The sequence below is a fragment of the Kiloniellales bacterium genome (genome assembly GCA_030064845.1).
GTDB lineage: Bacteria > Pseudomonadota > Alphaproteobacteria > Kiloniellales > JAKSDN01 > JASJEC01.
In genome coordinates this window covers 1-24,289 of sequence record JASJEC010000025.1, presented here as the reverse complement: position 1 = coordinate 24,289, position 24,289 = coordinate 1, and the positions used below count along the sequence as shown (strand labels likewise).

Below are 24,289 nucleotides of genomic sequence, written 5' to 3'. Positions count from 1 at the left end.
CCCAGCTAAGCTCGCCGCCCATGCGACGCCAGAGAAAAGCCAAGATCATCGCCACCCTCGGGCCGGCGACCTCCGATGCCAGCGCCATCAAGGCCCTGTTCGAGGCCGGCGCGGACGTCTTCCGCCTGAACTTCAGCCACGGCGAGCGGGCCGATCACGAAGCCCGCGTCGCGTCTATCCGCGCCTTGGAAAAGGAAGCCGGCCGGCCCATCGGCATAGTGCTCGACCTGCAGGGGCCAAAACTGCGCATCGGCAAGATCGACGGCGGCGAGACCGACCTGGTGGCCGGCCAGCCCTTCCGCTTCGACCTCGAGATGCTACAGGGCGACCGCCTGCGCGCGCCCCTGCCCCACCCGGAGATTTTCGCCGCCCTCGAGCCCGGAACGATCCTCCTGGTCGACGACGGCAAGCTGCGGCTGCAGGTGGAGAAGTGCGGCAAGGACTTCGCCGACACCATCGTGCTGGCGGGCGGCAGGCTGCGCGACCGCAAGGGGGTCAACCTGCCCGGCGTCATCCTGCCGATTTCTCCGCTGACCGAGAAGGACCGCTCCGACCTCGAGTTCGGCCTGGGGCTCGGCGTCGACTGGGTCGCGCTCTCCTTCGTCCAGCGTCCGGAGGATCTGGAAGAGGCCAAGGCGCTGATCGCCGGGCGCGCGCCGGTCATGATCAAGATCGAGAAGCCGGCCGCGATCTCCTGCCTGGACCAGCTGGTGGCGATGTCCGACGCCGTCATGGTCGCGCGCGGCGACCTCGGCGTCGAACTGCCGCCCGAGGACGTACCGGGCCTGCAGAAGGACATGATCCGCGCCTGCCGCCTGGCCGGGAAGCCCGTTGTGGTGGCGACCCAGATGCTCGAATCAATGATCGCCTCGCCGGCGCCGACCCGGGCCGAGGCCTCCGACGTGGCCACGGCGGTCTACGACGGGGCCGATTGCGTCATGCTCTCGGCCGAGACCGCGATCGGCGAGCACCCCGTGGAGGCTGTGGCGATGATGGATCGGATCATCGCCAGCACCGAGCAGGACCGCTCCTACCGGCGCATTCTCCACGCGCTGCACTCGGAGCCCGAGGCCACGGCGGCCGACGCCATCTCGGCCGCGGCGGCCCAGGTAGCCGGCACGATCGATGCGGCCGCGATCGTCAGCTACACCATGTCCGGCTCGACCGCCCTGCGCGCCGCGCGCGAGCGGCCCGTGGCGCCGATCATCGTGCTGACCAACAACGTCGAGACGGCGCGGCGGCTCGCCCTGCTCTGGGGCGCGCACTGCGTGCATACCGAGGACGTCAAGACCACCACCGAGATGGCCGACAAGGCGCGGCGCCTCGCGGTCAAGGAAGGCTTCGCCGGCCCGGGCGCCAGGCTCGTGGTCACCGCCGGCATGCCCTTCGGCACCCCGGGCACTACCAACCTCCTGCGGATCGCCCGCATCAAGGAGTGAGAGGCTTCGGGTGTTCGCCCGCATGAGCGCTGCTAGAAGGCCGCTGGATTAATCCAAGCCCTTGATCACGGTCACCCTTCGACGAGCTCAGGATGAGGGTATGTTCTGGATACACCTCGCCCTCACCCTGAGCTTGTCGAAGGGTGATGGTGCCAGCGAGGCACTTCTCCAGCTGCCTGCTAGATGTCCCGTTCCTTGAGGTCCCGCCGGATCGCCTCGGCGTTCTGCTTCGCGCCGGGCATGTGCGGGTTCACCGCCAGCGCGGCCTCGAAGGACTCGAGCGCCAGATCCCACTCCTCGAGGGCGACGTAGACCAGCCCGCGGCCCGAGAGGGCGCCGAAATGCCGCGGCTCGCGGGCCAATGTCTCCGCGATGTCGGCGAGAGAGGCTTCGTACCGCCCCATGAAATAGAACAGCGTCGCCCGGGCGTTCCAGCCCTCGGCGAACTCGGGTTGGAGTGCGACGACCTGGTCGAAGGACCGCAGCGCCGAGGCGTAGTCGCGGCGGCCCATGGCGCCCCGGCCCTGCTGCATCAGAAGGACGACCGCGGGGTCGTCATGCTCCGACCAGATCCGCCAAATCTCTTGTTCCAGGGCGCCGGCGTCCTCGGGGTCGGCGACGTCCTGGAGCTTCTGGAAAAGTATATCCAGGCGCACGTCGCTCTGGTCTGCCCGCGCCGCAGCGTTGGCGATCAGAAGGGTCAGAGCCAGCACGAAGGCGCGCATCCAGATCATGGCCGGGAGTATGCCGGAACCGCCCGGCCCGTGAAAGCCTGCCCTGTCGGCAGCACAGCGCCGCGCAGACCATGGAGAGTCCGAGAAATACGGGCTAGACTACATCCCAGACGTGTCGGACAGGAGGGACAGGCAGAGATGGCCGCGACGTCGACGCGACGCGAACAAGCGGGCACGGGGCCCGGCCTCATCGCCCTGGCCGTGGTGGCCGCGCTGGCGCTCGGGGCCTGCAGCACCGATCAGGAGGCCGTCCAGCCGGACTCGCGGCGCGCGATCTCCGACGCCGACGACGGGACCCGGGCCATGGTCCTGGTGCTGCGCGAGGATGTGCTGGCGCAGAGGGCCGGCGCGCAGCAGCAGGCGGTCGAGGAGGCGCAGTCGCTGGGCGACGTGCGGCTCTACCAGCTCTACGACGACCCGCTGCTGCGCCGCAAGCTGCAGCGGATTCTCTACCTGCACGGCACGCCCGCCGCGATCCTCGACGACCCGGTGCTGCTGCACGACACCTGGCAGAAGGAACGCTTCGAGATCGGTGCCAGTCCCCTCCAGGTCGAGCTACCGGTCTTCGTCGACCAGGTATCCAGGCAAAGCCGCGCGCTCGCCTCCGCGCTGGCGCGCGGCGGTCTGTTCGACGAGGTGAAGGTGGTCGAGACCTATGCGCCCGGCTTCCAGCGGGTCGCATTCGGCGACTCGCGCTTCGACTTCCTGATCTGGCCGGAACCGGACTACCGAACGCGGTCGATCCGCTGGCACGTGATCGGCCGCGGCGCGCTCGACAAGCGGGAGGTTTTCAACAACCCGCTGACCGAGGGGCCCAACCCGGTCAACCTGGAGAACTGGCTCGACGCCCTGGGCGAGAAGGCCCAGGCGCTGCAGCCGTGACCGCGACCCGCCCGACGGCATGAGCGCGGCGTCCTATTTCTCGGCCGACTACGGCACGGCCCGCGCGGCCTTCCTCGGCGCCTGCGAGCGGGCCGGCGCGTCGGTTCGGAGCCACCGCTGTCCCGCGCCCGGGCCGGCGGGCGAAGCCCTCTTCACCGACGCCGCCTGGCTCGGCCCGCGCGACGCCCGCGCCGTCCTCGTGACCCTTTCGGCCACCCATGGCGCCGAGGGGTTCTGCGGTTCCGGCGTCCAGGTTGGCTGGCTGGATAGCGGCCTCTACGAAGAGATGCCGGCCGACACGGCGCTGCTGCAGATCCACGCGATCAACCCCCACGGCTTCGCCTGGCTGCGCCGGGTGACCGAGGACAACGTCGATCTCAACCGCAACTTCGTCGACCACGGCGCGCCCTACCCGGTCAACGAGGGCTACGCGGCGCTGCAGGAGGCGATCTGCCCCGAGGAATGGAACGACGCGGTGATCGCCGAGACCCAGGCGACGCTCGACGCCTACGCCGAGGCCCACGGCCCGCGCGCCCTGCAAAAGGCGATGACCGGCGGGCAGTACGGCCACGCCGAAGGAATCTTCTTCGGCGGCCACGCGCCGACCTGGTCCCATCGGCTGCTGCTCGATCTGTTCCGGGACGCGCTCGCGGCGGCCCGGGAGGTCGCCGTGATCGACTACCACACCGGCCTCGGCCCCTACGGCCACGGCGAGCGGATCTGCATTCACGAGCCCGGGTCCGGCGGCCTGGACCGGGCCGGCGACTGGTACGACGGAGACATCACCTCGCCCTACCTGGGCACGTCCTCGTCGGTCGAGCTCTTCGGGTTCAACGTCATGGGCATGGAGAGCGTCCTGCCTAAGGGCGCCGCGCTGACCGCGATCGCGCTCGAGTACGGTACCCTGCCCTCGCCCGAGGTCCGCCTGGCGCTCCGGGCCGACAACTGGCTGCACGTCCACGGCGACCCGGCTTCGGCCAAGGGCCGCGCCATCAAGGAGCAGATCCGCGCCGCCTTCTACCAGGACGAGGACGACTGGAAGCAGATGGTCTGGGACCGCGGAGTGGAGACCCAGAGCAAGGCGCTGACGGGGCTGGTGGGGGGCTGAGCCCGCTACTCGGCGGCTTCCGCCTTCGGCGTGGCGGGCGCGAGTCCGCTCAGGGCGGCCGGGGCCGGCCCGCCGGTCGCCCAGTCGAGCAGCTCCACCGTATGCACGACCGGAAGCGCCGTGCCGCCCGCGATCTGCACCTGGCAGCCGATGTTGCCGGTCGCGACCAGGTCCGGCCGCGTGCTCTCGATGTTGGCCACCTTGCGCGCCTTGAGGCGGCCGGCGATTTCCGGCTGGAGGATGTTGTACACCCCCGCCGAGCCGCAACAGAGGTGGCCTTCCGGCGGGGTCAGCACCTGGAAGCCGGCTTTGCGCAGCAAGGCCTTGGGCTCCTCGGTGATCTTTTGGCCGTGCTGCATGGAGCAGGCCGAGTGATAGGCGACGGCGAGCGGCGGCAGGCTCTTCGACGGCTGGAGGCCAAGGCCGGAGAGGAACTCGCTGACGTCCTTGGTCAAGCCCGAGATGCGGGCCGCCGGCCCGGCCCAGGCCGGGTCCTCGCGCAGCATGAAGCCGTAGTCCTTGACCGTGGTGCCGCAGCCCGAGGCGTTGATGACGACGGCGTCGAGACCTTCGCCCTCGAGTTCGCGCGACCAGGCGGCGACGTTGGCCCGGGCCGAGTCCAGGGCCGGACCCTCCATGCCCAGGTGGTGGGTCAGGGAGCCGCAGCAGCCGGCGCCCCGCGCCACCACCACCTCGACCCCGTGGCGGGTCAGGACCCGGACCGTCGCCTCGTTGATCTGGGGCGCCAAGACCTGCTGGGCGCAGCCGGTCATCAGCGCGACCCGGGCGCGCCTCGGCCCCTCCGCCGGGAAGACCTGGGGCCGGTCGACCGGGCTGGGCGACGGCAGGCTTTTTGGCGCCAGGCCGAGCATGGCCCCGAGACGTCCGGGAAAGAGGCCGGCGAAGGGGCGGCCGAACCAGGCGGCGGCGAGCGAGAGCCGGAACAGCGCCGGCCGCGGCACGGACCAGGCCAGGACCCGGCGCAGCAGAAGGTCCATCAGCGGGCGCCGGTAGGTCTCTTGGACCCGGCGCCGGCCGTGGTCGATCAGGTGCATGTAGTGCACGCCCGAGGGGCAGGTCGTCATGCAGGAGAGGCAGGACAGGCAGCGGTCCAGATGCCGCGCCACCTCGGGCTCGGCCGGCTGGTCGTTCTCCAGCATTTCCTTGATCAGGTAGATCCGGCCGCGCGGCGAGTCGAGCTCGTCGCCGAGCAGCACGTAGGTCGGGCAGGTCGCCGTGCAGAAGCCGCAGTGCACGCAGGTGCGCAGGATCTTCTCGGACGCCGCGGTATCGGGATCGGCCAGCTGGGCCAGGGTGAAGTTAGTCTGCATGGCCTCAGCCTCCCGCCACCATGCGCCCCGGATTGAGCACGCCCTTGGGATCGAAGCTCTCCTTGACCCGCCGGGTCAGCGCCGCGAGGCCGGGCTCCTGGGGCTGGAACACCGGAATCGAGGCCCGCGTCGCGTCGGGCGCGCGGACCAGGGTGGCGTGGCCGCCGCAGGGCGCGAGCGCGTCGCGCACGGCCGGGTGCTGGGCGTCGGAGCCAGGGGCATCGGGACTCGGCGCGACCGCGAGCCAGATCAGGCCGCCGCCCCAGTCGTAGAAATGGAAGCTGTCGCCGCGCGGCGCGATCCGGCCGACCACGGCCGGGCCGTCCTGCGGCGGTACCGACAGCCGCCAGACGAAAAAGTCGGGGCGGCTGAGGAACGGCCGGACGTCGCGGATCTCGGCCCAGAACTGCGCCGAGTTGTGGCCGTGCAGCTCCTCCGTAGGGCCCAGGTCCGACAAGCTCTTGCGCAGGGACTCGCAGCGGTAGGCGACCGAGGCGGCCGGGCCCTCGATCCTGAGGGCGGTCACGCCGGCGCCGGCGTCGCGCACGTAGGAGACTTCGGATTCCAGGACCAGGGCCGCGGGCAGGTGGGCCGCCCCGGAGACCTCGTGGGACGAGGCCAGGGCCCGGGTCATGGCCGTCAGCCCGGCCTGCTCGTCCAGGCCCAGGACCAGGACCGTGCGGGTCTTCTCGGGCACCGGCAGCACCTTGACCGTCACCTGGGTCATGGCCGCCAGGGTGCCGTAGGAGCCGGCGAGCAGCTTGCAGAGATCGTAGCCGGTGACGTTCTTGACCACGCGCCCGCCCGACTTGAAGAGCTCGCCCCGGCCCGAGATCGCTTCGGCCCCGAGGAAATGGTCGCGCGCCGCGCCCGCCTTGATACGGCGGGGGCCCGCCAGGTTGCAGGCGAGCACGCCGCCGATCGTCCCGGCGCCCGCCTCGCCGCCGAGCAGCGGGCCGAGGTCGGCGGGCTCGAAGGCGAGCGCCTGGTCCTTCTCGGCCAGCGCGGACTCGATCTCGGCCATGGGCGTGCCGGCGCCGGCCGAGAGCACCAGCTCCTCGGGCTCATAGAGCGCGATCCCGCTCAGCGCCGAGAGGTCGAGGCCGTGGCTCGCCTGGACCGGCCGGCCGAGCGACCGCTTGCTGCCCCGGCCGTGCACCTCCAGCGGCACCTCCTCGGCCGCGGCCCAAGCCACCGCCTCGGCGACCTGCCGGTCGGTCTCCGGCCTGAATACGTCCGCCACCTAACCCTCTCCCCCTGGGAGAGGGTGGCGAAGCGGAGCGGAGCCGGGTGAGGGCGCGTGGGTTCGGTGCCGGCCGCCCCTGGATTGCCGGGTCGAGCCCGGCAATGACAAGCGAGAAATGTTTCCTCCAGGCGCCGCCATCCCGCTAGAACCGCGGCAGGTCGGGGAAGGGCAGCTGGCCGCGGTGGATGTGCATGCGGCCGAGCTCGGCGCAGCGGTGCAGCTGGGGGAAGAGCTTGCCGGGATTGAGCAGCGCGTCGGGATCGAAAGCGCACTTGACCCGCTGCTGCTGCTTCAGGTCTTCCTCGGTGAACATCGTCCCCATGAGGTCCCGCTTCTCGACCCCGACGCCGTGCTCGCCAGTCAGGACGCCGCCGACCTCGACGCAGAGCTTCAGGATGTCGGAGCCGAAATCCTCGGCGCGCTCCAGCTCGCCGGGGTTGTTGGCATCGTACATGATCAGCGGGTGGAGGTTGCCGTCGCCGGCGTGGAAAACATTGGCCACGGCCAGGCCGTGGCGCTCGCTCATCTCGCGCATGGCCTTGAGGACGCGGGGCAGCTGGTTGCGCGGAATCGTGCCGTCCATGCAGTAGTAGTCGGGCGAGATGCGCCCGACCGCCGGGAAGGCCGCCTTGCGGCCGGCCCAGAACCTGAGCCGTTCCTCCTCGCTCTCGGAGATCCGGCTGGTCACCGCGCCCTTGTCCCGGGCGATCGCCTGGACCCGGCCGATCAGCTCGTCGACCTCGGTCTCGGGGCCGTCCAGCTCGACGATCAGCAGGGCCTCCACGTCGCGCGGGTAGCCGGCCTGCACGAAGTCCTCGGCGGCGTTGACCGCGGGCTTGTCCATCATCTCCATGCCGCCGGGGATGATCCCAGCGGCGATGATCGCCGCCACGCAGTCGCCGCCAGCCTCGCTGGTCGGGAAGCCGAGCAGCAGGGCGCGCGCGGTTTCCGGCCTTTTCAGGATGCGAACCGTCACTTCGGTGACCACGCCCAGCAGACCCTCGGAGCCGGTCATCAGGCCGAGCAGGTCGTAGCCCTCCGCGTCGAGGTGCTTCCCACCCAAGCGCACCACGGTGCCGTCCATGGTCACCATCTCGAGCCCCAGCAGGTTGTTGGTTGTGACGCCGTACTTGAGGCAGTGGACCCCGCCCGAGTTCTCCGCGACGTTGCCGCCGATGGTGCAGGCGATCTGGCTGGAAGGGTCGGGCGCGTAGTAGAAGCCCTCGGCCTCGACCGCCTGCGTGATGCCCAGGTTGGTGACGCCCGGCTGGGCCACGACGGCCCGGTTCGGCACGTCGATCTCCAGGATGCGGTTGAACTTGGCCATGCCGAGCAGGACCCCGTCGGCCAGGGGCAGCGCGCCGCCCGACAGGCCGGTCCCGGCGCCCCGTGGCACGACCTTGACGCCCTCCCGGTGGCAGTACTTGAGGACCTCGCTGACCTGCTCCGTGGTCTCGGGCAGCACCACGATCAGCGGCCGCTGCTTGTAGGCGGTCAGCCCGTCGGTCTCGTAGACCGTCAGGGCACGGGGGTCGTCGATCACGCCTTCGCCGGAAACGATCCCCCGGAGGGCGCCGGCGATCGCCGCGCGCCGCGCGAGCACTTCCTGGTCCGGCTCGGGCATCTGCATGGCCGCCCTCTCTCCTCCCGCCTGCTTCGTGCCGGGGCCAGCGGCCCCGGGGCCTCCCGCGACCGACGCGCCCGAGAAAGGCGTCCGGCAGGGAGCCCATCCACTATGGGTTCAGGCACCCGCGCGGTCAATGCGCGGGCGCGCGCAGGCATGCCTGTCCGCGCGCGACGGCGCGGCGGCGGCTTCTCTGGCTGGGGGCAAGCGCGCTGAAGCGGCGCCTTCTTAGCCTTGGCGCGCCTTGAACCGGGGGTTCTTCTTGTTGATCACGTAGACCCGGCCCTTGCGGCGCACGACCCGGCAGCTCTTCTCGCGCCGCTTGGCGGTCTTGAGTGAATTGACGACCTTCATCGCACCGTTTTCCGACTTTGGGGCGGCTCGTTTCCGGCTTATCCGGCGCCTGCCCGTTCAAGGACGCGGGAAGATAGGCGCGCCCGGGCGGCCTGTCAATCGCTCGATCCCGTCTCCGAGTAGGCCCGGATCAGGCCTCGGAATCGCCCCCTTCCAGCAGCGGATCCTCTTTCCGCATGGCGTGGAAGCGGCAGACCTGGAGGTCTCCCGACTCCAGGAGCTCGGCGCGCCGCATCCAGAGCCCGACCTCGAAGGCCAGGGCCGGCGGCGCCGCGCCGCAGGGATTGGCCGCCTCCATCGCCGTCATGTAGGCGCTCCAGGCCGCCGTGATCTGGCCCTTGACCGTGGCGGTGAAGTCTTCGGCCACCCGGACATCGAACTCCAGCTCCTGCAGCGCCGCGACATAGTCCTCCGCGGCCCAGGGATGGGGCCGCACCGGCTCAGCCTTGATCCAGGCCTCGAGCGCCGGCGATCTCTTGCCGGGGTCCGGAAGCACGTAGTCGGTGAAGATCAAATGCCCCGGCTCCTTCACCAGGGACTTGATGGCTTCCAGCATCGCGCGCTTGTCCTCGACGCAGAACAGGAACTCCTTGGAGAAGACGCAGTTGTAGGGCTGCTCGGCGGGCTCCAGAGCGCCCGGATCGAAGGTCTCGATGACCGCCTTCTTCGACAGGTCCGACTGGCGCGAGATCTCCGCGCCGGCGGCGGCCAGATCGGGATCCGCCTCCAGCCCGGTCGCCCAGGCGCCGAAGTGCTTGGCCACGATCCGGGTCGATCCGCCCAGACCAGCCCCCAGGTCGAGCATGCGCATGGCGGGATTGAGCCCGGCCGGCTTGATCAGCCGGATAATGGCCTCGGCGTCGGTGGGGCCGCAGGCCCCCTCGCCCCAGACTTCCTGGGCGAGCGCGATGCGTTCCGGCGTCCAGAGCGGCAGCCTCTCGCCTTCCTCCTCGGCTTCCGGCCCCTCCGCTCCCGGCGTCCCGGCGGCTTCGGCCTGCTTGCGCCGCACGACCAGCTCGTCGCCGTCCCACCACGCCTTGAGGCGCAGCTTCAGCGGCAGCTTGACGTCCTTATGCTTTGTCTCGGGCTGTTCCTGGGCCATCCTGGCATACCCGGCTTGGCGCGCGGCCATCCCGCGGCACGGATAGGGTTCCGGAGGCATTCAACCTATCGGCACCGCGTAAAACCCTGGTTAAACCGGGTTCACCGGCCATAAAGGATCGCCGAGCTAGGATCCCGCCCCGTCGCTTTTCTCGCATGAGTGGGAACATGGATCCTAAGTACTATTGGCGTATCGCCGGCGTGCTGGTGCTGCTGATCGTCGCCCACGTGGCCTGGTATCAGCTGGAGAACCAGATGGACCGGCCGCCAACCGTGCCCGACAACGTCCAGATCGTCGACGGCGACCGTTTGATGCTCGACGGCCAGGCCATGCATCTCTACGGCATCGACGCGCCGGAGCTCGGCCAGGTCTGCAGCCGGGCCGGCAAGAACTACGCCTGCGGCCGCCAGGCCAAGTCGCAGCTCGAGCAGCTCTTCATCAACTCCGGCAGCGTGGTCTGCGAGCAGCGCGGCGAGCCCGAGGACGGCTGGCTGCCGGCGATCTGCAAGGTCGACGGCCGGGACGTGAACGGCGAGATGGTGCGCCTCGGCCAGGCGCTGGCCTACCGCGACGAGGCCTTCTACTACAGCGATCACGAGAAAGAGGCCCAGGAGGCCGGGCGCGGCCTCTGGGGCAGCAAGTTCGATCCGCCCTGGGAATGGCGCGCGAGAGCGAACTGACAAGAGGCCTGAACGGCCTCAAATCATCCCGCACCGGCGGCCGGGCGCCGTCCTGACCTTATTCCAGAGCGTCGTGCACCACCCGGTCGCCGGGCGCGATCCCGAGGCGTGAGACCGTGCCGCCGTTGAGCTCGAGCACCGCGGCCACCGGGCCGTCCGAGGCCACGGCCTTGAGCGAATGGGGCACCGTGCGCTCGACCAGTTTCACGATCCGGCCGTCCTGACCGATGAAGACCATGTCGAGCGGAATCAAGGTGTTCTTCATCCACATGGCGGCCTGGCGCGGCGGCCGGTAGAGGAAGAGCATTCCGGCGTCGCGCGCCAGCTTGCGCCGGAACATCAGGCCCTGGGCCATCTGCTCCGGCGTCTTGGCCAGCTCGACAATGAAGTCGTGCCGCGCCCCGTCGGCGGTCTCGATGGCCAGGGGGCCGGTCTCGAAGGTCACGAGGCCCTGGGCGCCCGCGGCCTGGGCCAGCGCCAGGGACAGGAGCAGCGCGATCGCCCCCGGCAAGGCCGCCGCGCGTCTCGCCAGGGGACCGCGCCGGTCAGCCGAATTTCCCATCTCGTTTCCTCGTCGCCGGTTCTGGCAGAAGCGTCCGATGATGGCACCGAAGGCCGTGCGGCAACAGCCGGATTGCTGAGGATTTTAGCGGAATTTTAGAGGCTTCGTGCCTCGATGGCACCCGGGACCGCGGGGCCCCGAAACCGCAGCGGATGGGATATGAGCGAAACCGACAAGCCTGGCGCGGAAAGGCCGGTACCGCCGGCCCAAGCGGCGCAAACGGCTGCCGAGAAGCGGCCCGCGCCGCGGCCGCCGGCGCCTGACGGGCGGCCCGCTCGCCCGCCGATCGCCATAAAGCAGCAGCACAGCACCTTCGAGGTCGCGCTGGTCTCGGTCCAGGCCCTGACTGCGGCAGTCACCATGGTGATCGCCCTGGTCGGCGCGGTCTACGTCCAGGACGAGTACCACGACCGCCGCCAGGCGCGCATGACCCGGGCCTGGACCCTGCTCTACAACACCCGCGAGGAGCTGTTCCACAACGTGGGCCAGGTCGAGGCCCTGCAGTCGTTGCACGAGTCGGGCGCCAACCTGCGCGAGATCGACATGTCGACCCGCTACCTCCAGGGGATCGTCCTGAACGGCGCGAGCCTCTACCGCGCGACCTTCCAGAGCAGCAAGATGATGGAAGCGGACCTGCAGGGCGCCGACCTCCGGCAGTCCTCGCTCTCGCGCACCAACCTGACCAGGGCCGATCTCAGCGGCGCCGACCTTACCGACGCGCTGCTGACCGGGACCAACCTGACCGGCGCCCGGCTCGCCCGGGCCCGCTTGGGCGGCGCCCTGCTGTCGGGCGCGACCCTGAGCGGCGCCGACCTGACCGGCGTCCGGGGCTTGACCGCGGACCAGATCGGCGAGACCTGCGCAGACCCGGCCGACCCGCCGGCCCTGCCCAACGGCCTCCCCCTGCCGCCGGCCTGCTAGAGACCCCCTTTACTTCGGCAGTTGCCCCGAATTGGGGGTGAGGGGCCGCCATGCAGTGTCATTAAACTGATATACTTCAGCAATTTATCGCTCGGCCGCCGCGACTTCGCGGTTGAATAGCGCATCGATTGCCCTACCCTGCCGGAGAACGCGATGGGCGTCGCCAGAGGAGGGGAAGATGGGGCGGAAGAAGGGCAAGGTCACCAGGCTCGATCTCGGCCTCCAGGGCGGCGGGGCGCACGGCGCCTTCACCTGGGGCCTACGGCGACATCTTCATGGTCGCCATCGCCGCGCCCATGGTCGCGCTCGTCGTGCTGATCACCCTGGCGAGCCTGTTCGGGTCGTTTTGAGCCGACGTCGGATTAGACCCCGGAATCCAGGGCATCGGGCAAGCTGCCGAGAATCGCTCGCAGGTGCTCGTGGTCCAGTCGCTCAGCCGCCTGATTGAGGGAAAGCCACTCTCTGCGCCGGGTTTCGGCTTCGGGCCAATCCGTCAGTTCGGTCGTGACCTCCATGGGAAAGACCTCGACCGCGCAGGTGCCGTGCCACTTGTCGTAGCTATACCAGCCGAGGCTCTGGGCGATGACATTGCCCTCGATACCCGCCTCTTCCCAGGCTTCCTTCGCCGCGGAATCCGCGGCGGTCATGCCGGGCTCGACGATTCCTTTCGGCAGAACCCAGTGAGTTCCCTTGCGTGACGTTATGAGCAAAACCTCGAAGCCGTCGCCTTGCCGACGAAAAGGCACGACAGCCGATTGAACGTAGTGCCAGCTCGGGCGTCGCTCCATATGCCGATCTCCCGGGTTTAACCCGCCATTCGGGTAGGCGGCCGAAACATTGGCAAGGAACAGCACGTCAGACAACCGACTTGCGTCCGACTTCGCGCCGCCGCCGCACAATTCTTGATCAAGATCAATGCCCCCCGACGCGGCGAAGCGAATGCTTGGCCTGGGGGAAAGTCCCAGCAGCTAGACAGGGGTGAAGCGCCATGACTCTCACACGGCGTCTTGCCGAGGAATTGCTAGAGCGGCGTCAAAGGCTCCGTGCCGGCGGCGGAACGGATAAGCTGATGGCGCGCCGCGACAAGGGTCTGCTCGCGGCGCGCGAGCGGATCGAGGCGCTTTGCCAGCCCCACACCTTTCAGGAATCCGGCGCTCATGTGCACCAGGCCGGCTATCGCTTCGGACAGGACGAGAAGGCTCTCGCCGCCGACGGCGTGATCGTCGGAACCGGCTATGTCGACGGACGCCCGGTCGCCGTGGTCAGCCAGGATTTCACGGTGGCGGCCGGCACCCTCGGCAAGGCCCACGCCATGAAGATCGTCGAGGTGATGCGCTTCGCCAAGAAGATCGGCGCGCCCTTAATCGCCTTCAAGGATTCCGGCGGCGCCCGCATTCAGGAGGGGGTCGACGCGCTCTCGGGCTATGGCCGGGTGTTCTACAACAACGTGCTGCTTTCCGGCGTGGTGCCTCAGATCGCGATCATCGCGGGCCCCTGCGCGGGCGGCGCCGCCTATTCGCCGGCCCTGATGGACTTCATCATCATGATCGAGAAGCAGGCCCACATGTTCATCACCGGGCCCGAGGTCATCAAGGCGGTCACCGGGCGCGAGACCACCATGGACGAAATCGGCGGCGCCGCGGTCCACGCGACCGTGAGCGGCAACGTGCACCTGGTCGCCAAGGACGACCGGCACGCCGTCGCGCTGGCCCGCGAGCTGCTCGGCTACCTGCCCTCGAACAACGCCGAGGATCCGCCGCACCGCCCGACGGTCGACATGCAGCTCACCCCCGACGAAGGCATGGGACAGCTCCTGCCCGCAGATCCCGCCGAACCTCTCGACGTGCGCGCGGTGATCGACCGCCTGGTCGATCCGGGCCGGTTCCTGGAGATTCATGCCGGCTGGGCGCGCAATCTGATCGTCGGTTTCGGACGCATCGAGGGCATGGTGGTGGGGCTCGTCGCCAACCAGCCGATGGTCAAGGCCGGCGCACTCGACATCGACGCCTCCGACAAGGGCTCGCGGTTCGTTCGCTTCTGCAACGTCTTCAACATCCCCCTGGTCACGCTGGTCGACGTGCCGGGCTTCCTGCCGGGTGTCGAGCAGGAACGCGGCGGCATCATCCGCCACGGCGCCAAGATGCTTTACTCCTATGCCGCCGCGACGGTGCCCAAGCTTACGGTGATCCTGCGCAAGGCCTACGGCGGGTCCTACCTCGCCATGTGCGCCCTCGAGCTGGGCGCGGACTTCGTCTACGCCTGGCCGAGCGCCGAAATAGCCGTGATGGGCGCGGAGGGCGCGGTGAAGATCCTCCACCGCAAGGAGCTCAAGGAAGCCGAGGACCCGAAAGCCAAGGCCGCCCAGCTCGCCGCCGCCTATCGCGCCGAGTTTGCCTCGCCCTATCTTTCCGCGTCCCACGGCTACATCACCGACGTGATCGATCCCTCGGAAACGCGCTGGATGCTTGCCCTGGCGCTGCGCAAGGCGCTTACCAAGCGCGAGCTTCGCCCGCCCAAGAAGCATGGCAATTCACCACTCTAGAGATTCTGTTCCGGCATGAACGACCTGATACCGCTATCGGCCGGGATCTATGGCATCGCGATCGCGATCTCCTTCGCGGTGGCGCTGCTGATCAAGGGCATCGTGCACGCCCTGCCGCTGCTGCGGCGGTCGCCGAGATCGGAGGCTGCTGCCGATCCCGCCGCCGTGCCGGGCCCGGCTGTGCCCCCGGAGCATGTCGCCGCCATCTCGGCCGCCGCCGCGGCAATGATCGGAGAGCATCACATCATCCACATCGAGGATCCGGGCCGCGGCGCCGTGTGGACGGCCGAGGGACGGATGATTCACCAGACCTCCCACGCCATCGTGCGCCAGCCGAAGCGCTGAAGCCGGCGGCGCGGTCGCGGAGAGCCGAGGGGAACAAGAGCATGCGAAGACGTTTCAAGATCAGTGTCGACGGCCATCCCTACGACGTCGTCGTCGAGGAGGTCGAAACCGGTCCCGGCACCCTCTACCCCGACCGCGGCACCATGACGGCGGCGCCGGTCGCTGCCGAAACCCTCCCGGCCGCGGAGCCGCCGGCCCCGACCGCCTCGGCTGCCGGTCCGGGCGACGTGACCAGCCCCATGGCCGGCGTCGTGATCTCGGTCGATGTCGCCCCGGGAGACGAGGTCACCGATGGCATGCAGGTCGTCAGCCTCGAGTCGATGAAGACCAAGACCGTCATCACCGCCGGTCGGGCCGGAACGGTGGATGCCGTCGCCGTCGCGCCCGGCGACCCGGTGGAAGCCGGCCAGTTGCTCCTGACCATCGTCTAGCATCGGCTCGCCGCGCCGTGGAAAACATCGACCTTCTCGACATCTTCCAGGGCCTCGCCACCCTCAAGGCGGCCGAGCCCGAGGTCCTGGTCATGCGTCTCTTTCTCATCGCACTCGGCATGCTCTTGATCTACCTCGGCCGCAAGGGCGTCCTGGAAGCCCTTCTGATGATCCCCATGGGGCTCGGCATGACCAGCGTCAACGCCGGCGTTCTGTTCCTCGGGGACGGCAGACCGGGCAATCTCTTCGTCGACCCTCTGGTCACGGACGTCGAACAACTGGTGACGGTCCTGCAGATCGACTGGCTGCAGCCGGTCTATACCCTGACCTTTTCCAACGGCCTGATCGCCTGCCTCGTGTTCATGGGCATCGGCGCCCTGCTCGACGTCGGCTACGTGATGGCCAGGCCGTTCCAGAGCATGTTCATCGCGCTCTGCGCCGAACTCGGCACGGTCGCGGTCTTCCCCCTGGCCCACGCCATGGGCCTCTCGGTCGCCGATTCCGCCGCGGTCGCGACGATCGGCGGCGCCGACGGCCCGATGATTCTCTTCACCGCGCTGATTCTCTCCGAAGAGCTCTTCGTGCCCATCACCGTAGTCGCCTACCTCTATCTGGGCTTGACCTACGGGGGCTATCCCTACCTGATCAAGCTGCTGGTGCCGCGGCACATCCGGGGCATGAAGATGCCGGTGGAGAAGGTGCGGGAGGTGACGGCGGGTGAAAAGATCCTGTTCTGCGTCGTTGCGCTCGCGGCACTCTGCTTGCTGTTCCCGGTGGCGGCCCCGCTGTTCTTGTCGCTCTTCGTCGGGGTCGTGGTTCGCGAGAGCGGACTGACCCGCTACGCCGAGCTGTTCAGCGGCCCTCTGCTCTACGGCGCGACGTTCTTTCTCGGCCTCCTGTTGGGCGTGCTCTGCGAGGCCAGTACGATCCTGAATCCCGATGTCCTGATCCTTCTGCTGCTCGGGATCCTGGCGCTGACCATTTCCGGGATCGGCGGATTGATCGGCGGGTACGTTCTCTACTTCGCGACGGGGCGGCGCTTCAACCCGGTGATCGGGATCGCGGGAGTCAGCTGCCTGCCGACGACGGCCAAGGTGGCCCAGAAATGCGTGGCCGAAGTAACCCCAGATGCCGTCGTCTTGCCGCACGCGCTGGGCGCCAGTATCAGCGGCATTATCACCTCGGCGATCTTTGCCGGCATCTTTATCGCCGTCGTCCAGTGAGCAGCGGAGGCACCCGGCTTGGCTGATAGCGATTTCGAGTTCGGCACCACGCCGTTCTACGTGCTGCGCCACGGCGAGACGCGCGAGAGCCGGGACGGCATCCTCCAGGGCCAGAGCGAAACCGAACTGAACGCAGTGGGCCGAAAAATGGCCGAAGGGGCGGCGCAAAGCCTCTCCGGAGTAAAGCTCGGATCGATCTACTCGAGCCCGCTCAAGCGCGCGTGGCGAACGGCCTTTGTCGTTTCCGTGCTGACGCGGGTTCCGGTCTATCCCTTGCCGGGCCTGATGGAGCGCGACTGGGGCGGATACGAAGGGATGCCCAAGGACCAGCGGCCGTCCTCGCCCAACCCCGAAGGCGCGGAGTCTCTGGAGGAATTCACACGACGCATTGTCCAGGCCATCGAATCGGTCCCAGGCCCGTCGCCGGTGCTCTTCGTCACGCACTCCGGCGTCTTTCGGATCATTTGCCAGCACATCGGCATTGCCATGGACCGGCGGATATCCGTTCAAAGCGGATTGGTTCTGAGATTCGATCCGCCGTCGGGACAGAGGCCGAAGTGGCGGATCAGCGTCGTCTAGGGCGGATCCGGGTTGGATCAAATCGCCGGAGGCGATCCATCAAACCCGGTGAATCTGCTCTAAAACCGAGGATGTAGAGCGGATTCCATTCGATCGCGATCTGTTCTAGGCACCTCGGGCCTCCGAAAAGATTGACCTATATCAGCGACAGCCGGGCGATATTGCCGAAGCATTACGGATGTCCCGGCGGAGTTGTCGGTGAACGAGGGTGCCGGTAGGAGTCGAAAACGCGCGGTCCGACGCAGTTTTCCCCTGATCGCGGGGCCGGCCGAGGTCCGGAGGGTGCTTGGCGTCCCTAGGTTCCATCTAAGGGTGAGACGATGGCATATTTACTCAGCAAGTTGCGCATCGGCGAGAAGATCGCACTCAGCTTCGGTCTGGTCGGCTTGCTCTTTCTTGCAGTGATCTGGCAGTACCACGGCACGCTGAATCGCTCGCTCACGGATTATCGCGGGCTGATCGAGATCCATGATGCGAGAAAGGACCTCCTGCTCGAGATCCAGGCCGGCATTCTGGAAGCCCGTCGCGCGGAGAAGAACTTCCTTCTGCATCGCGAGGAAGCCTTCGCCGCGGAGGTCTCGGACCGTGTCGACGCTGTCCTCGCGTTGACGGCGGAATTGGGCCAAATCGACGAGGAAGCCGCCCTGGTCGCCGAGGAGTTTGCGACGCTGATCGGGATCTATCGTCAGCGCTTCGAGGCGATCGCCGAGGCGTGGCGCAGGAAGGGGCTGGATCACAACGCCGGCCTTCAGGGCGCCTTCCGCGATGCGGTCCACGAGCTGGAGGACCTGGCCGGAGAGTTCAAGGTCAGCAGCCCTTACCTGCAGCTGCTTCAGGTGCGCCGGAGAGAAAAGGACCTCGGCCTGAGACGCGAAGAGGCCTACCGCAACCAGGTCTTTACTCTCCTCGGAGGGCTCCGGCAGAACGTCGAAGACTCGGAGCTGGCGCCGGACACCAGGGCCTCTCTCCTCGGAGAGCTCGGCGCCTATGAGCAGAGCTTCGAAGATTACAGCCAAAGGGTCCTGGCGCAGGAGGACATCCAGGGGGGCAAGGGGCCGTTCCGGGAGGCCGCGCACCGGATCGAAGCAATCCTGCGGGCGCATTACATCCCCGGCATGGAGAGCAACATCCTGCAGCTCCGACGGCGCGAAAAGGACTACCTGCTCAGGCACGACAAGCAGTACGTCGAGATGGCGCTGCGTGAATGGCAGCGCATCGCCGAACAGGTCGAAGGCTCCGACATCGCGCAAGAGGACAAAGCCAGGCTGACGGCCCTGCTGGACCAATACCGCCGGGACTTCCTGGCGCTGGTTGACCAGAACGACCGGATCGACCGGCTGTCGAGCGAGATGCACGAAGCGGTTAGGCAGATAACACCGATCGTGAACAGCAAAGTCGAGGCAGCCGATCGATTGGAGGCCGAGATGACGGCGAAGATCGAGGCTTCATCGGAGGCCAGTGAGAGATACATGCTCTGGATCGTGCTGGCCGCGACGGCGCTAGGCGTGTTCTTCGCCGTGGCGATCACCCGCCGGATCACGCGACCTTTGCGCCGCATGATGGGCTTGCTCGGACGCCTGGCCGACGAGGATCCCACCGAGCGGATCGCGACGCGGCCCGGCAGCCGAGACGAAGTTGACCTTATGGCGGAGTCGGTGAACGCAATCGCCGATCACAAGGCCGGGCTGATCCGGTGGTGGAAGGACTCGATGAAGGCGCGCAATCTTCCAACGGCTTCCTGACGGGATCGGAGCGGGATCCGCCTCGCCGGTTGGTACATCCCACACTTGAGTTTCTAGAGCACGACTTCCGACTCAACGTGAACGAAGCAGTCCTTCAATCGCGGATGACCCACACCGAACATTTGGCATGACTCACGATCTGTGATGCGTTGGAGCCCAAGAGGTAGTCCGACATCCCTGGCTTGTGGGCGCCCATGACGATCAGACCGGCGGTGACGTCGCGCGCGAAGGTCAGCGCCTCCTTGTAGACGCTGCCGAGACGAACGACCGGCTGCACATCGAGTCCTTCCACCGCTTGGTCCCGAATGATCGCCGCCAGCCGTTCTTCCGCCTCGTCGGTCAGCTTCTGTTCATAGTCCTCGGGGATGACCTGCGCGACCGCCGTCATCCTGTACATGCCATCGGGCACGACGGTCAGAACGTAGAGCCGCGCGCCGGTCTGTTTGGCATGGTCGATCGCCGTCGGCAGCGCCTTACGCCGGGAGACCTCGTCATCAGGGTCAACGAGGGCAACGATGTTGCGAGGCATGGGGTCGATCCTTCGTCTTTAGTGACTGGCACGGTCGGTTTACTAGCCGGCGCGGTCCGCATCTGTCCTTGATCCAGAACAGGGCTCGCTATGCCTGCGCGCCAGACCGCGGTCGATCAACTCTGACCATCTTGGCGCCGGACGCGCACGCGGAACCCCTCTCGAGCCCCAGGCTTCGGCGGCGAAGCCGCAAGCCGCGCCTGCCAGCGAAGCGCGCTTGTAATGACTTAGTTTGATGTATGTCAAAGAGACTTTCTGAAACAGCTGCAAAATAGCGAGCAAATCTCGCATCTTGTCCACTGAGCGAGAGGAAAACGCGGGGTTTATCAAAGTTTCTGTCTTGGAACCTTGAACAGACCGCAGCCCGCCTGGGATCGCAAAGTCGGCAAGAAGGCGAGTTCGGGGACCGGTCATCACTGCGCAAAGGGGGAAGCGCCATGGTCACAAAATCCACCTTAACCAGCCTGTTCGGACGCTCGCCCTTCAAGCCAATGCAGGAGCACATAGCGGTCGCGACGCAGTGCGCCGCGCAGGTGCCGGATCTGTTCGAGGCCTTGGCCGCCGGCGACCAGGAAAAGGTCACCGCCACCAAGGACCGCATCTTTCAACTCGAAGGAGAAGCGGACAAGATCAAGAACGACCTAAGAGCGCATCTGCCCAAGAGCCTCCTCCTGCCGGTCGACCGGCGCGATCTGCTGGAGGTCCTGGACATGCAGGACTCCATTGCGGACACCGCCCAAGACATCGCCGGGCTCTTGTTCGAACGGCCGATGGAGGTGCCGGACAATCTGAAAGATCCGCTGCTCGCCCTGACCCGCCGCTGCGTCGATGCCTGCGACCAGGCGGTCAAGATCATCGGCGAGTTGGACGAACTGGTGGAGACAGGATTCCGTGGTCGCGAATCGGACAAGGTGGCCGAGATGGTGACCGAACTGAACAAGATCGAGACCGATACGGACCACATGGGTACGGAACTCGTCCGCCGCCTCTTCGCCCAGGAAGACGAGATGAAGCCGGTGTCGGTCATGTTCTGGTACGAGCTCATTCAATGGATCGGCGATCTGGCGGACTACGCCGAGAAGGTCGGGAATCGGTTGCGCCTGCTACTCGCGCGCTAAACCGCAGGCAGCGGAAGGGGAGGACTCATTCATGGATATCATTGCCCAGCACGGCACTCTACTGATCGGCCTTGCCGTAGTCTTTGGCCTCTACATGACTTGGGGCATCGGCGCCAACGACGTGGCTAACGTCATGGGAACGTCGGTCGGATCGGGGGCGATAACGGTCACGACGGCGATCATCATCGCCGCCATCTTCGAGTTTGCCGGCGCGGCTCTTGCCGGCGGTCACGTCACCGCGACGATCCGGAAGGGGATCATTGATCCCAGTCCGATCGTCAACAACCCGGAGATCCTGGTTTTCGGCATGCTGGGGGCGCTGCTCGCGGCCGCCGTCTGGCTGATGGTCGCCTCGACCCGCGGCTGGCCGGTCTCGACGACCCACTCGATCGTCGGCGCGGTGGTGGGATTCGCCATTGCCGGCATCGGCATCGACGCGGTGAAGTGGGACAAGATCGGGCAGATCGTCGCCAGCTGGGTGGTTTCACCCGTCCTCGGCGGCACCATCGCCTTCATCCTGATGATTTCGATCCGGCACCTCATTCTGAATACCGACAATCCCTTCCGGAGCGCCAAGAGGTGGGGGCCGGTTTACGTCTTTCTGGTCGGATTCATCATCTCCCTGGTGACCATGTTCAAGGGCCTCAAGCATCTCGATCTTGAGCTCACGGTGCCCATGAGCTTCCTGATCTCCGTGATTATCGGTCTCGTAATCGCGGGAATAGGCGCGGCCATGATCAATCGGGTCAAGGTCGATAGAGCGGCCGATATGGACTACCACTTCGCCAGCGTGGAGAAGGTCTTCGTGCCGATGATGCTCTTCACCGCCTGCGGTATGGCCTTTGCTCACGGCTCGAACGACGTCGCCAATGGCGTCGGACCGCTCGCCGCCGTCTATGGCCTGGTCCAATCGGGCGGGGAGGTCGCGCAGAAGTCCGAGCTGCCGATTTGGATCCTGCTGCTCGGCGGCTTCGGCATCGTGCTCGGCCTCGCGACCTTCGGCTACCGGGTCATGCGGACCATCGGCACGAAGATCACCGAACTGACCCCGACTCGCGGCTTCAGCGCGACCATGGCCGCCGCTGCAACCGTGGTTCTGGCCTCGCGCACAGGCATGCCGGTATCGACCACCCACATCGCCGTCGGCGCTGTGATGGGCGTCGGCTTGGCACGCGGCATCGGCGCGCTCGATCTTCGCGTCATCGGCGGGATCGTGGTGTCCTGGATCGTCACCCTGCCGATCGGCGGCGTGCTGTCGGCGCTGTTCTTCTTCACCCTGAAGGGGATCTTTACCTAGTCCGGATCGCGTTCAATCGGGGTCACCACCCTGATCCCGATTGAACGCGTGATTTCGCTCTTGGTGACAAGAGCAGAGCAGGTTCACCGGGTTTGAAGGATCGCCCTGGCGATTCGATCAAACCCGGTGAAGCTGTTTTAGAAGGGGCATCCCGGCCTGGGTCGCCGTGTCAGCGGCTTCCATGCGGTTTGCGAACTCCAGAAGAGGCTCGGCCGGATACTCGAGGGGAACCATTTCTCGGCCGACGCGGATGAATAGGGCCAAACTGTCCCGGTTGGCGCTGTAGACCACATGGTGGTTCTTGATGTCCCCGGCATTGATCCAGACCGTACCTTCCGAGGACAGGGGCGTGTGGGAGACGATCAGCGGCAAGCCCTTCTCCGCCCCCAGCTTGGCTCTGAAGGCCTTGACGTCCTGCTTGGTATAGCCCGCCGGGCGGCTCGGGCGCTGCAGACGGTTCCAGGTAAGCTGCCAGGCCAGCTGCGGATGATCGCAGATGTCGATGCACTCCTGCCGGGTGCCGCCTGAACGCGCCGGCCCGGCGTGGACCGCCAGGTAGTCATCGGCCTTGATCACATAGGGTAGGAGTTCGAAAAACTCTGCGAGCCGCTCGACATAGGTCTCGCCCCGGCGCGCCTGCGCCTTCTGATGCAGGAGAAGCCCCTGGGGCACCCCGATCTTGCCGACGCTGTCGTCCAGCGACTCGTGGTTTCCGCGCAGCCAGAACACGCGCGTCGGAAAGCGAATCTTGAGCTTGAAGATCAGATCCAACATCAGGAGCGACGAGTCCATCTCATCCAGGGCATCGAGGTCCTGGGTGTGAACCGTATCGCCGAGAAGGATCAGCATGGCCTCGCCGCTCACCAAGCCGTCCAGGTAGCGTCCAACGCTCAAGATCTTGAGGAGATTGTCCACCTCCGCATGGAGATCGCCCACGATTACGGGGGCAAGCTTGTCCGGAAGCTCCAACAGGCCGCCGGGCCGCCCGCGTGAGTCCTTCGGCCGAAAGGGCTCGTCGCGGAAGATCTTGATCGCCTGCTCGAGCGTGGCCAGCGCCTCCTCCGGCGGCAGCAGCGCGATCGGTCCGCCGAAGATCTCCCGCAGGAGCTTCAGGTTCTTCAGATTGAGGTCTTTGAGGCGGCCGATCTCGTATTTCTCCTCGACAGCGGAGACAGAGGTCACCGTTTCTCCGTCCAAGGGCTTTATGGTGATTTGCCCCTCCTCGTTTTCCAAGGTCAGATGACGTTTGGCGACGCTCTTTGGGAAATCGAAGATCTTGTCCAAGCGCTCGTTGGCGCGGCCGACCAGAATCTTGTCGCCGGACCGAAGGCGTTCAAAGCCGGCGATCTCGGTGTAGAACCGCTCGGGATCCACCAGAATCCAATCCCCGGTCCGCGATTTCTGTTCGGCAGCAACACCGATTTCGGGCCGGAGGTGGAGTTTCTTCTTTCCGAGGACAAGCTCTATCGGTCCACTACCCAGGGCGATCCGAACCGGCTTGGTAACGCGGATAGGCTCGGGTCCCGGCACCAGGGCGGCGCTCTCCTCGCCTTTCGAGAAATAGCCGAGAAGCTTCTCCAGCATTGTGCCCTAGGACCCATTCTCAGGCTTGAGTGAGATTCCCCAATGCCTGGCCTCGTCACACTCCGTAGCCGGCTGACTGGGTTCGACGATATTCTTGGGCGCTCCATCAAATCCGTCCCTGACATAGGTCAACATGCCCGAGCGCTGGAAGTAGAGTGCGGCCTCGAGGTAAACGGCGACCTGCCGTTCAACCTGCTCGAGCGTAACCCCTTGGTCGACCGGGTGAACCTCCCGACGAGACCGGTCGAGGCGCCACTTCAGGATCTCTTCGGGCGGCGGAAGCAGGAATTCGAACACGAAGCGGCGACGCCACTTCACGGCCAGGAAGTGACTCTTTGCGGGGGGCAGAATGATTCGGTCCAGATCGAGCTTCGGAGGCGGTTGCGCGTCCAGCCACTCCTTGTCGAAAACCGTGAGCGCATCGTCGTGGCCGACAAAGGGAAAACCCAGATGAACCTCTCTGGGCCGAAATGTCAGTGATTGGGCTCGCCACCAGTTCTTCAGCGTGAGGTCTATGTAGCCCTCCTCCGGCCAGCCCCCCACTTTCCCGATAAGCCTCGACTTTCCGGAGCCGGGCGGACCGGTCACCAGCAACTGGCGAAATTTCAAGCTCGCCGGAAACGTCACGCCCTTGATGCACTGAAGCTCCTCGACGGGAACGAGGTGCAGGCTCGGTCTTTTGTGCATGGCAACGAGAAGATCGCGGAATTGCTCTGGCCCGGCTTGGCGTCCAGCGAAGTTTGCGGCAATCGTCCCGCGGCGTCCAGCGGTCGCAATAGTCTGCGGGCCGTGCCGGCTGCGACGGAATGACCGGAACGATCGCCCCAGTCCCAGGCGATGGGTCGCCGGGAACAATAGATCTTCTGGGGTCTCCAACAAGAGGGGTAAAGCTCGCTACTTCTTTTTCTTCTTCTTC

At 66.8% G+C, this 24,289-nt stretch carries 24 protein-coding genes; 13 read left to right on the top strand and 11 right to left on the bottom strand.

The features are described from left to right. Positions 1-20: 20 nt before the first annotated feature. The gene (pyk, locus tag QNJ67_11340) at positions 21-1,439 is read left to right on the top strand and encodes a pyruvate kinase (protein MDJ0609559.1); all 1,419 of its coding nucleotides are present in this window, start codon (positions 21-23) and stop codon (positions 1,437-1,439) included. A gap of 179 nt (positions 1,440-1,618) precedes the next feature. Here the strand turns inward: pyk and QNJ67_11335 are convergent, their stop codons facing one another. Beyond that, entirely contained in the window at positions 1,619-2,173 is a 555-nt protein-coding gene (locus QNJ67_11335) for a tetratricopeptide repeat protein (protein MDJ0609558.1), read from the bottom strand. Between the two features lie 138 nt (positions 2,174-2,311). Between QNJ67_11335 and QNJ67_11330 the strand changes: the two genes are divergently transcribed. Together QNJ67_11330 and QNJ67_11325 are read left to right on the top strand one after the other, a co-directional pair. After that, complete coding sequence (locus QNJ67_11330; protein ID MDJ0609557.1) at positions 2,312-3,055, top strand: hypothetical protein; 744 nt, start codon at positions 2,312-2,314, stop codon at positions 3,053-3,055. A gap of 19 nt (positions 3,056-3,074) precedes the next feature. Next, a complete protein-coding gene (locus QNJ67_11325; GenBank protein MDJ0609556.1) occupies positions 3,075-4,163 on the top strand; it encodes a M14 family metallopeptidase in 1,089 nt (362 codons plus the stop codon). A 5-nt stretch (positions 4,164-4,168) separates the two neighbouring features. Here QNJ67_11325 and glcF read toward each other — a convergent pair whose 3' ends face one another. The 5 genes from glcF to QNJ67_11300 all read right to left on the bottom strand — a co-directional run bounded on the left by glcF (position 4,169) and on the right by QNJ67_11300 (position 9,820). Next, positions 4,169-5,494 (bottom strand): glycolate oxidase subunit GlcF, encoded by a 1,326-nt coding sequence (gene glcF / locus QNJ67_11320; protein ID MDJ0609555.1) that lies wholly within the window; start codon positions 5,492-5,494, stop codon positions 4,169-4,171. 4 nt (positions 5,495-5,498) lie between these two features. Continuing rightward, the gene (gene glcE / locus QNJ67_11315) at positions 5,499-6,737 is read right to left on the bottom strand and encodes a glycolate oxidase subunit GlcE (GenBank protein ID MDJ0609554.1); all 1,239 of its coding nucleotides are present in this window, start codon (positions 6,735-6,737) and stop codon (positions 5,499-5,501) included. Positions 6,738-6,882: 145 nt separating this feature from the next. Continuing rightward, positions 6,883-8,370, bottom strand: coding sequence for an FAD-linked oxidase C-terminal domain-containing protein (locus tag QNJ67_11310; GenBank protein MDJ0609553.1), 1,488 nt, complete (start codon positions 8,368-8,370; stop codon positions 6,883-6,885). A 222-nt stretch (positions 8,371-8,592) separates the two neighbouring features. Further along, the gene (ykgO, locus tag QNJ67_11305; GenBank protein ID MDJ0609552.1) at positions 8,593-8,718 is read right to left on the bottom strand and encodes a type B 50S ribosomal protein L36; all 126 of its coding nucleotides are present in this window, start codon (positions 8,716-8,718) and stop codon (positions 8,593-8,595) included. A 130-nt stretch (positions 8,719-8,848) separates the two neighbouring features. After that, positions 8,849-9,820: a class I SAM-dependent methyltransferase gene (locus tag QNJ67_11300; GenBank protein MDJ0609551.1), complete on the bottom strand. Its 972-nt coding sequence runs from the start codon at positions 9,818-9,820 to the stop codon at positions 8,849-8,851. A gap of 167 nt (positions 9,821-9,987) precedes the next feature. On the opposite strand from QNJ67_11300, the gene QNJ67_11295 reads away from it, so the two are divergent. Further along, a complete protein-coding gene (locus QNJ67_11295; GenBank protein MDJ0609550.1) occupies positions 9,988-10,500 on the top strand; it encodes a thermonuclease family protein in 513 nt (170 codons plus the stop codon). Between the two features lie 58 nt (positions 10,501-10,558). Here QNJ67_11295 and QNJ67_11290 read toward each other — a convergent pair whose 3' ends face one another. Then, on the bottom strand, positions 10,559-11,062 hold the full coding sequence (locus QNJ67_11290) for a DUF192 domain-containing protein (protein ID MDJ0609549.1): 504 nt from the start codon (positions 11,060-11,062) through the stop codon (positions 10,559-10,561). Positions 11,063-11,221: 159 nt separating this feature from the next. Between QNJ67_11290 and QNJ67_11285 the strand changes: the two genes are divergently transcribed. Continuing rightward, the gene (locus QNJ67_11285; GenBank protein ID MDJ0609548.1) at positions 11,222-11,983 is read left to right on the top strand and encodes a pentapeptide repeat-containing protein; all 762 of its coding nucleotides are present in this window, start codon (positions 11,222-11,224) and stop codon (positions 11,981-11,983) included. Positions 11,984-12,345: 362 nt separating this feature from the next. On the opposite strand, the gene QNJ67_11280 is transcribed toward QNJ67_11285, so the two are convergent. Then, positions 12,346-12,771, bottom strand: a complete 426-nt coding sequence (locus QNJ67_11280) for an NUDIX hydrolase (GenBank protein ID MDJ0609547.1) — start codon at positions 12,769-12,771, stop codon at positions 12,346-12,348. Positions 12,772-12,971: 200 nt separating this feature from the next. Here QNJ67_11280 and QNJ67_11275 point away from each other — a divergent pair, with 200 nt between their 5' ends. The 6 genes from QNJ67_11275 to QNJ67_11250 all read left to right on the top strand — a co-directional run bounded on the left by QNJ67_11275 (position 12,972) and on the right by QNJ67_11250 (position 18,845). After that, a complete protein-coding gene (locus QNJ67_11275; protein ID MDJ0609546.1) occupies positions 12,972-14,525 on the top strand; it encodes an acyl-CoA carboxylase subunit beta in 1,554 nt (517 codons plus the stop codon). Between the two features lie 15 nt (positions 14,526-14,540). Continuing rightward, complete coding sequence (locus tag QNJ67_11270) at positions 14,541-14,870, top strand: hypothetical protein (protein ID MDJ0609545.1); 330 nt, start codon at positions 14,541-14,543, stop codon at positions 14,868-14,870. A 41-nt stretch (positions 14,871-14,911) separates the two neighbouring features. Further along, positions 14,912-15,301, top strand: coding sequence for an acetyl-CoA carboxylase biotin carboxyl carrier protein subunit (locus QNJ67_11265; protein MDJ0609544.1), 390 nt, complete (start codon positions 14,912-14,914; stop codon positions 15,299-15,301). Positions 15,302-15,318: 17 nt separating this feature from the next. Next, positions 15,319-16,524 carry a sodium ion-translocating decarboxylase subunit beta gene (locus QNJ67_11260; GenBank protein ID MDJ0609543.1) on the top strand — a complete coding sequence of 402 codons (1,206 nt, stop codon included), beginning with the start codon at positions 15,319-15,321 and terminating at the stop codon, positions 16,522-16,524. A gap of 18 nt (positions 16,525-16,542) precedes the next feature. Beyond that, positions 16,543-17,103, top strand: coding sequence for a histidine phosphatase family protein (locus QNJ67_11255; protein ID MDJ0609542.1), 561 nt, complete (start codon positions 16,543-16,545; stop codon positions 17,101-17,103). Positions 17,104-17,423: 320 nt separating this feature from the next. Continuing rightward, positions 17,424-18,845, top strand: a complete 1,422-nt coding sequence (locus QNJ67_11250) for a HAMP domain-containing protein (protein ID MDJ0609541.1) — start codon at positions 17,424-17,426, stop codon at positions 18,843-18,845. 94 nt (positions 18,846-18,939) lie between these two features. Here the strand turns inward: QNJ67_11250 and QNJ67_11245 are convergent, their stop codons facing one another. Beyond that, complete coding sequence (locus tag QNJ67_11245; GenBank protein MDJ0609540.1) at positions 18,940-19,374, bottom strand: universal stress protein; 435 nt, start codon at positions 19,372-19,374, stop codon at positions 18,940-18,942. 437 nt (positions 19,375-19,811) lie between these two features. Here QNJ67_11245 and QNJ67_11240 point away from each other — a divergent pair, with 437 nt between their 5' ends. After that, positions 19,812-20,492, top strand: a complete 681-nt coding sequence (locus tag QNJ67_11240; GenBank protein MDJ0609539.1) for a TIGR00153 family protein — start codon at positions 19,812-19,814, stop codon at positions 20,490-20,492. 31 nt (positions 20,493-20,523) lie between these two features. Continuing rightward, a complete protein-coding gene (locus QNJ67_11235; protein MDJ0609538.1) occupies positions 20,524-21,789 on the top strand; it encodes an inorganic phosphate transporter in 1,266 nt (421 codons plus the stop codon). A 117-nt stretch (positions 21,790-21,906) separates the two neighbouring features. Here QNJ67_11235 and QNJ67_11230 read toward each other — a convergent pair whose 3' ends face one another. Together QNJ67_11230 and QNJ67_11225 are read right to left on the bottom strand one after the other, a co-directional pair. Beyond that, a complete protein-coding gene (locus tag QNJ67_11230; protein MDJ0609537.1) occupies positions 21,907-23,373 on the bottom strand; it encodes a metallophosphoesterase in 1,467 nt (488 codons plus the stop codon). 6 nt (positions 23,374-23,379) lie between these two features. Beyond that, positions 23,380-24,228, bottom strand: coding sequence for a hypothetical protein (locus QNJ67_11225; GenBank protein ID MDJ0609536.1), 849 nt, complete (start codon positions 24,226-24,228; stop codon positions 23,380-23,382). Positions 24,229-24,289 lie beyond the last annotated feature (61 nt).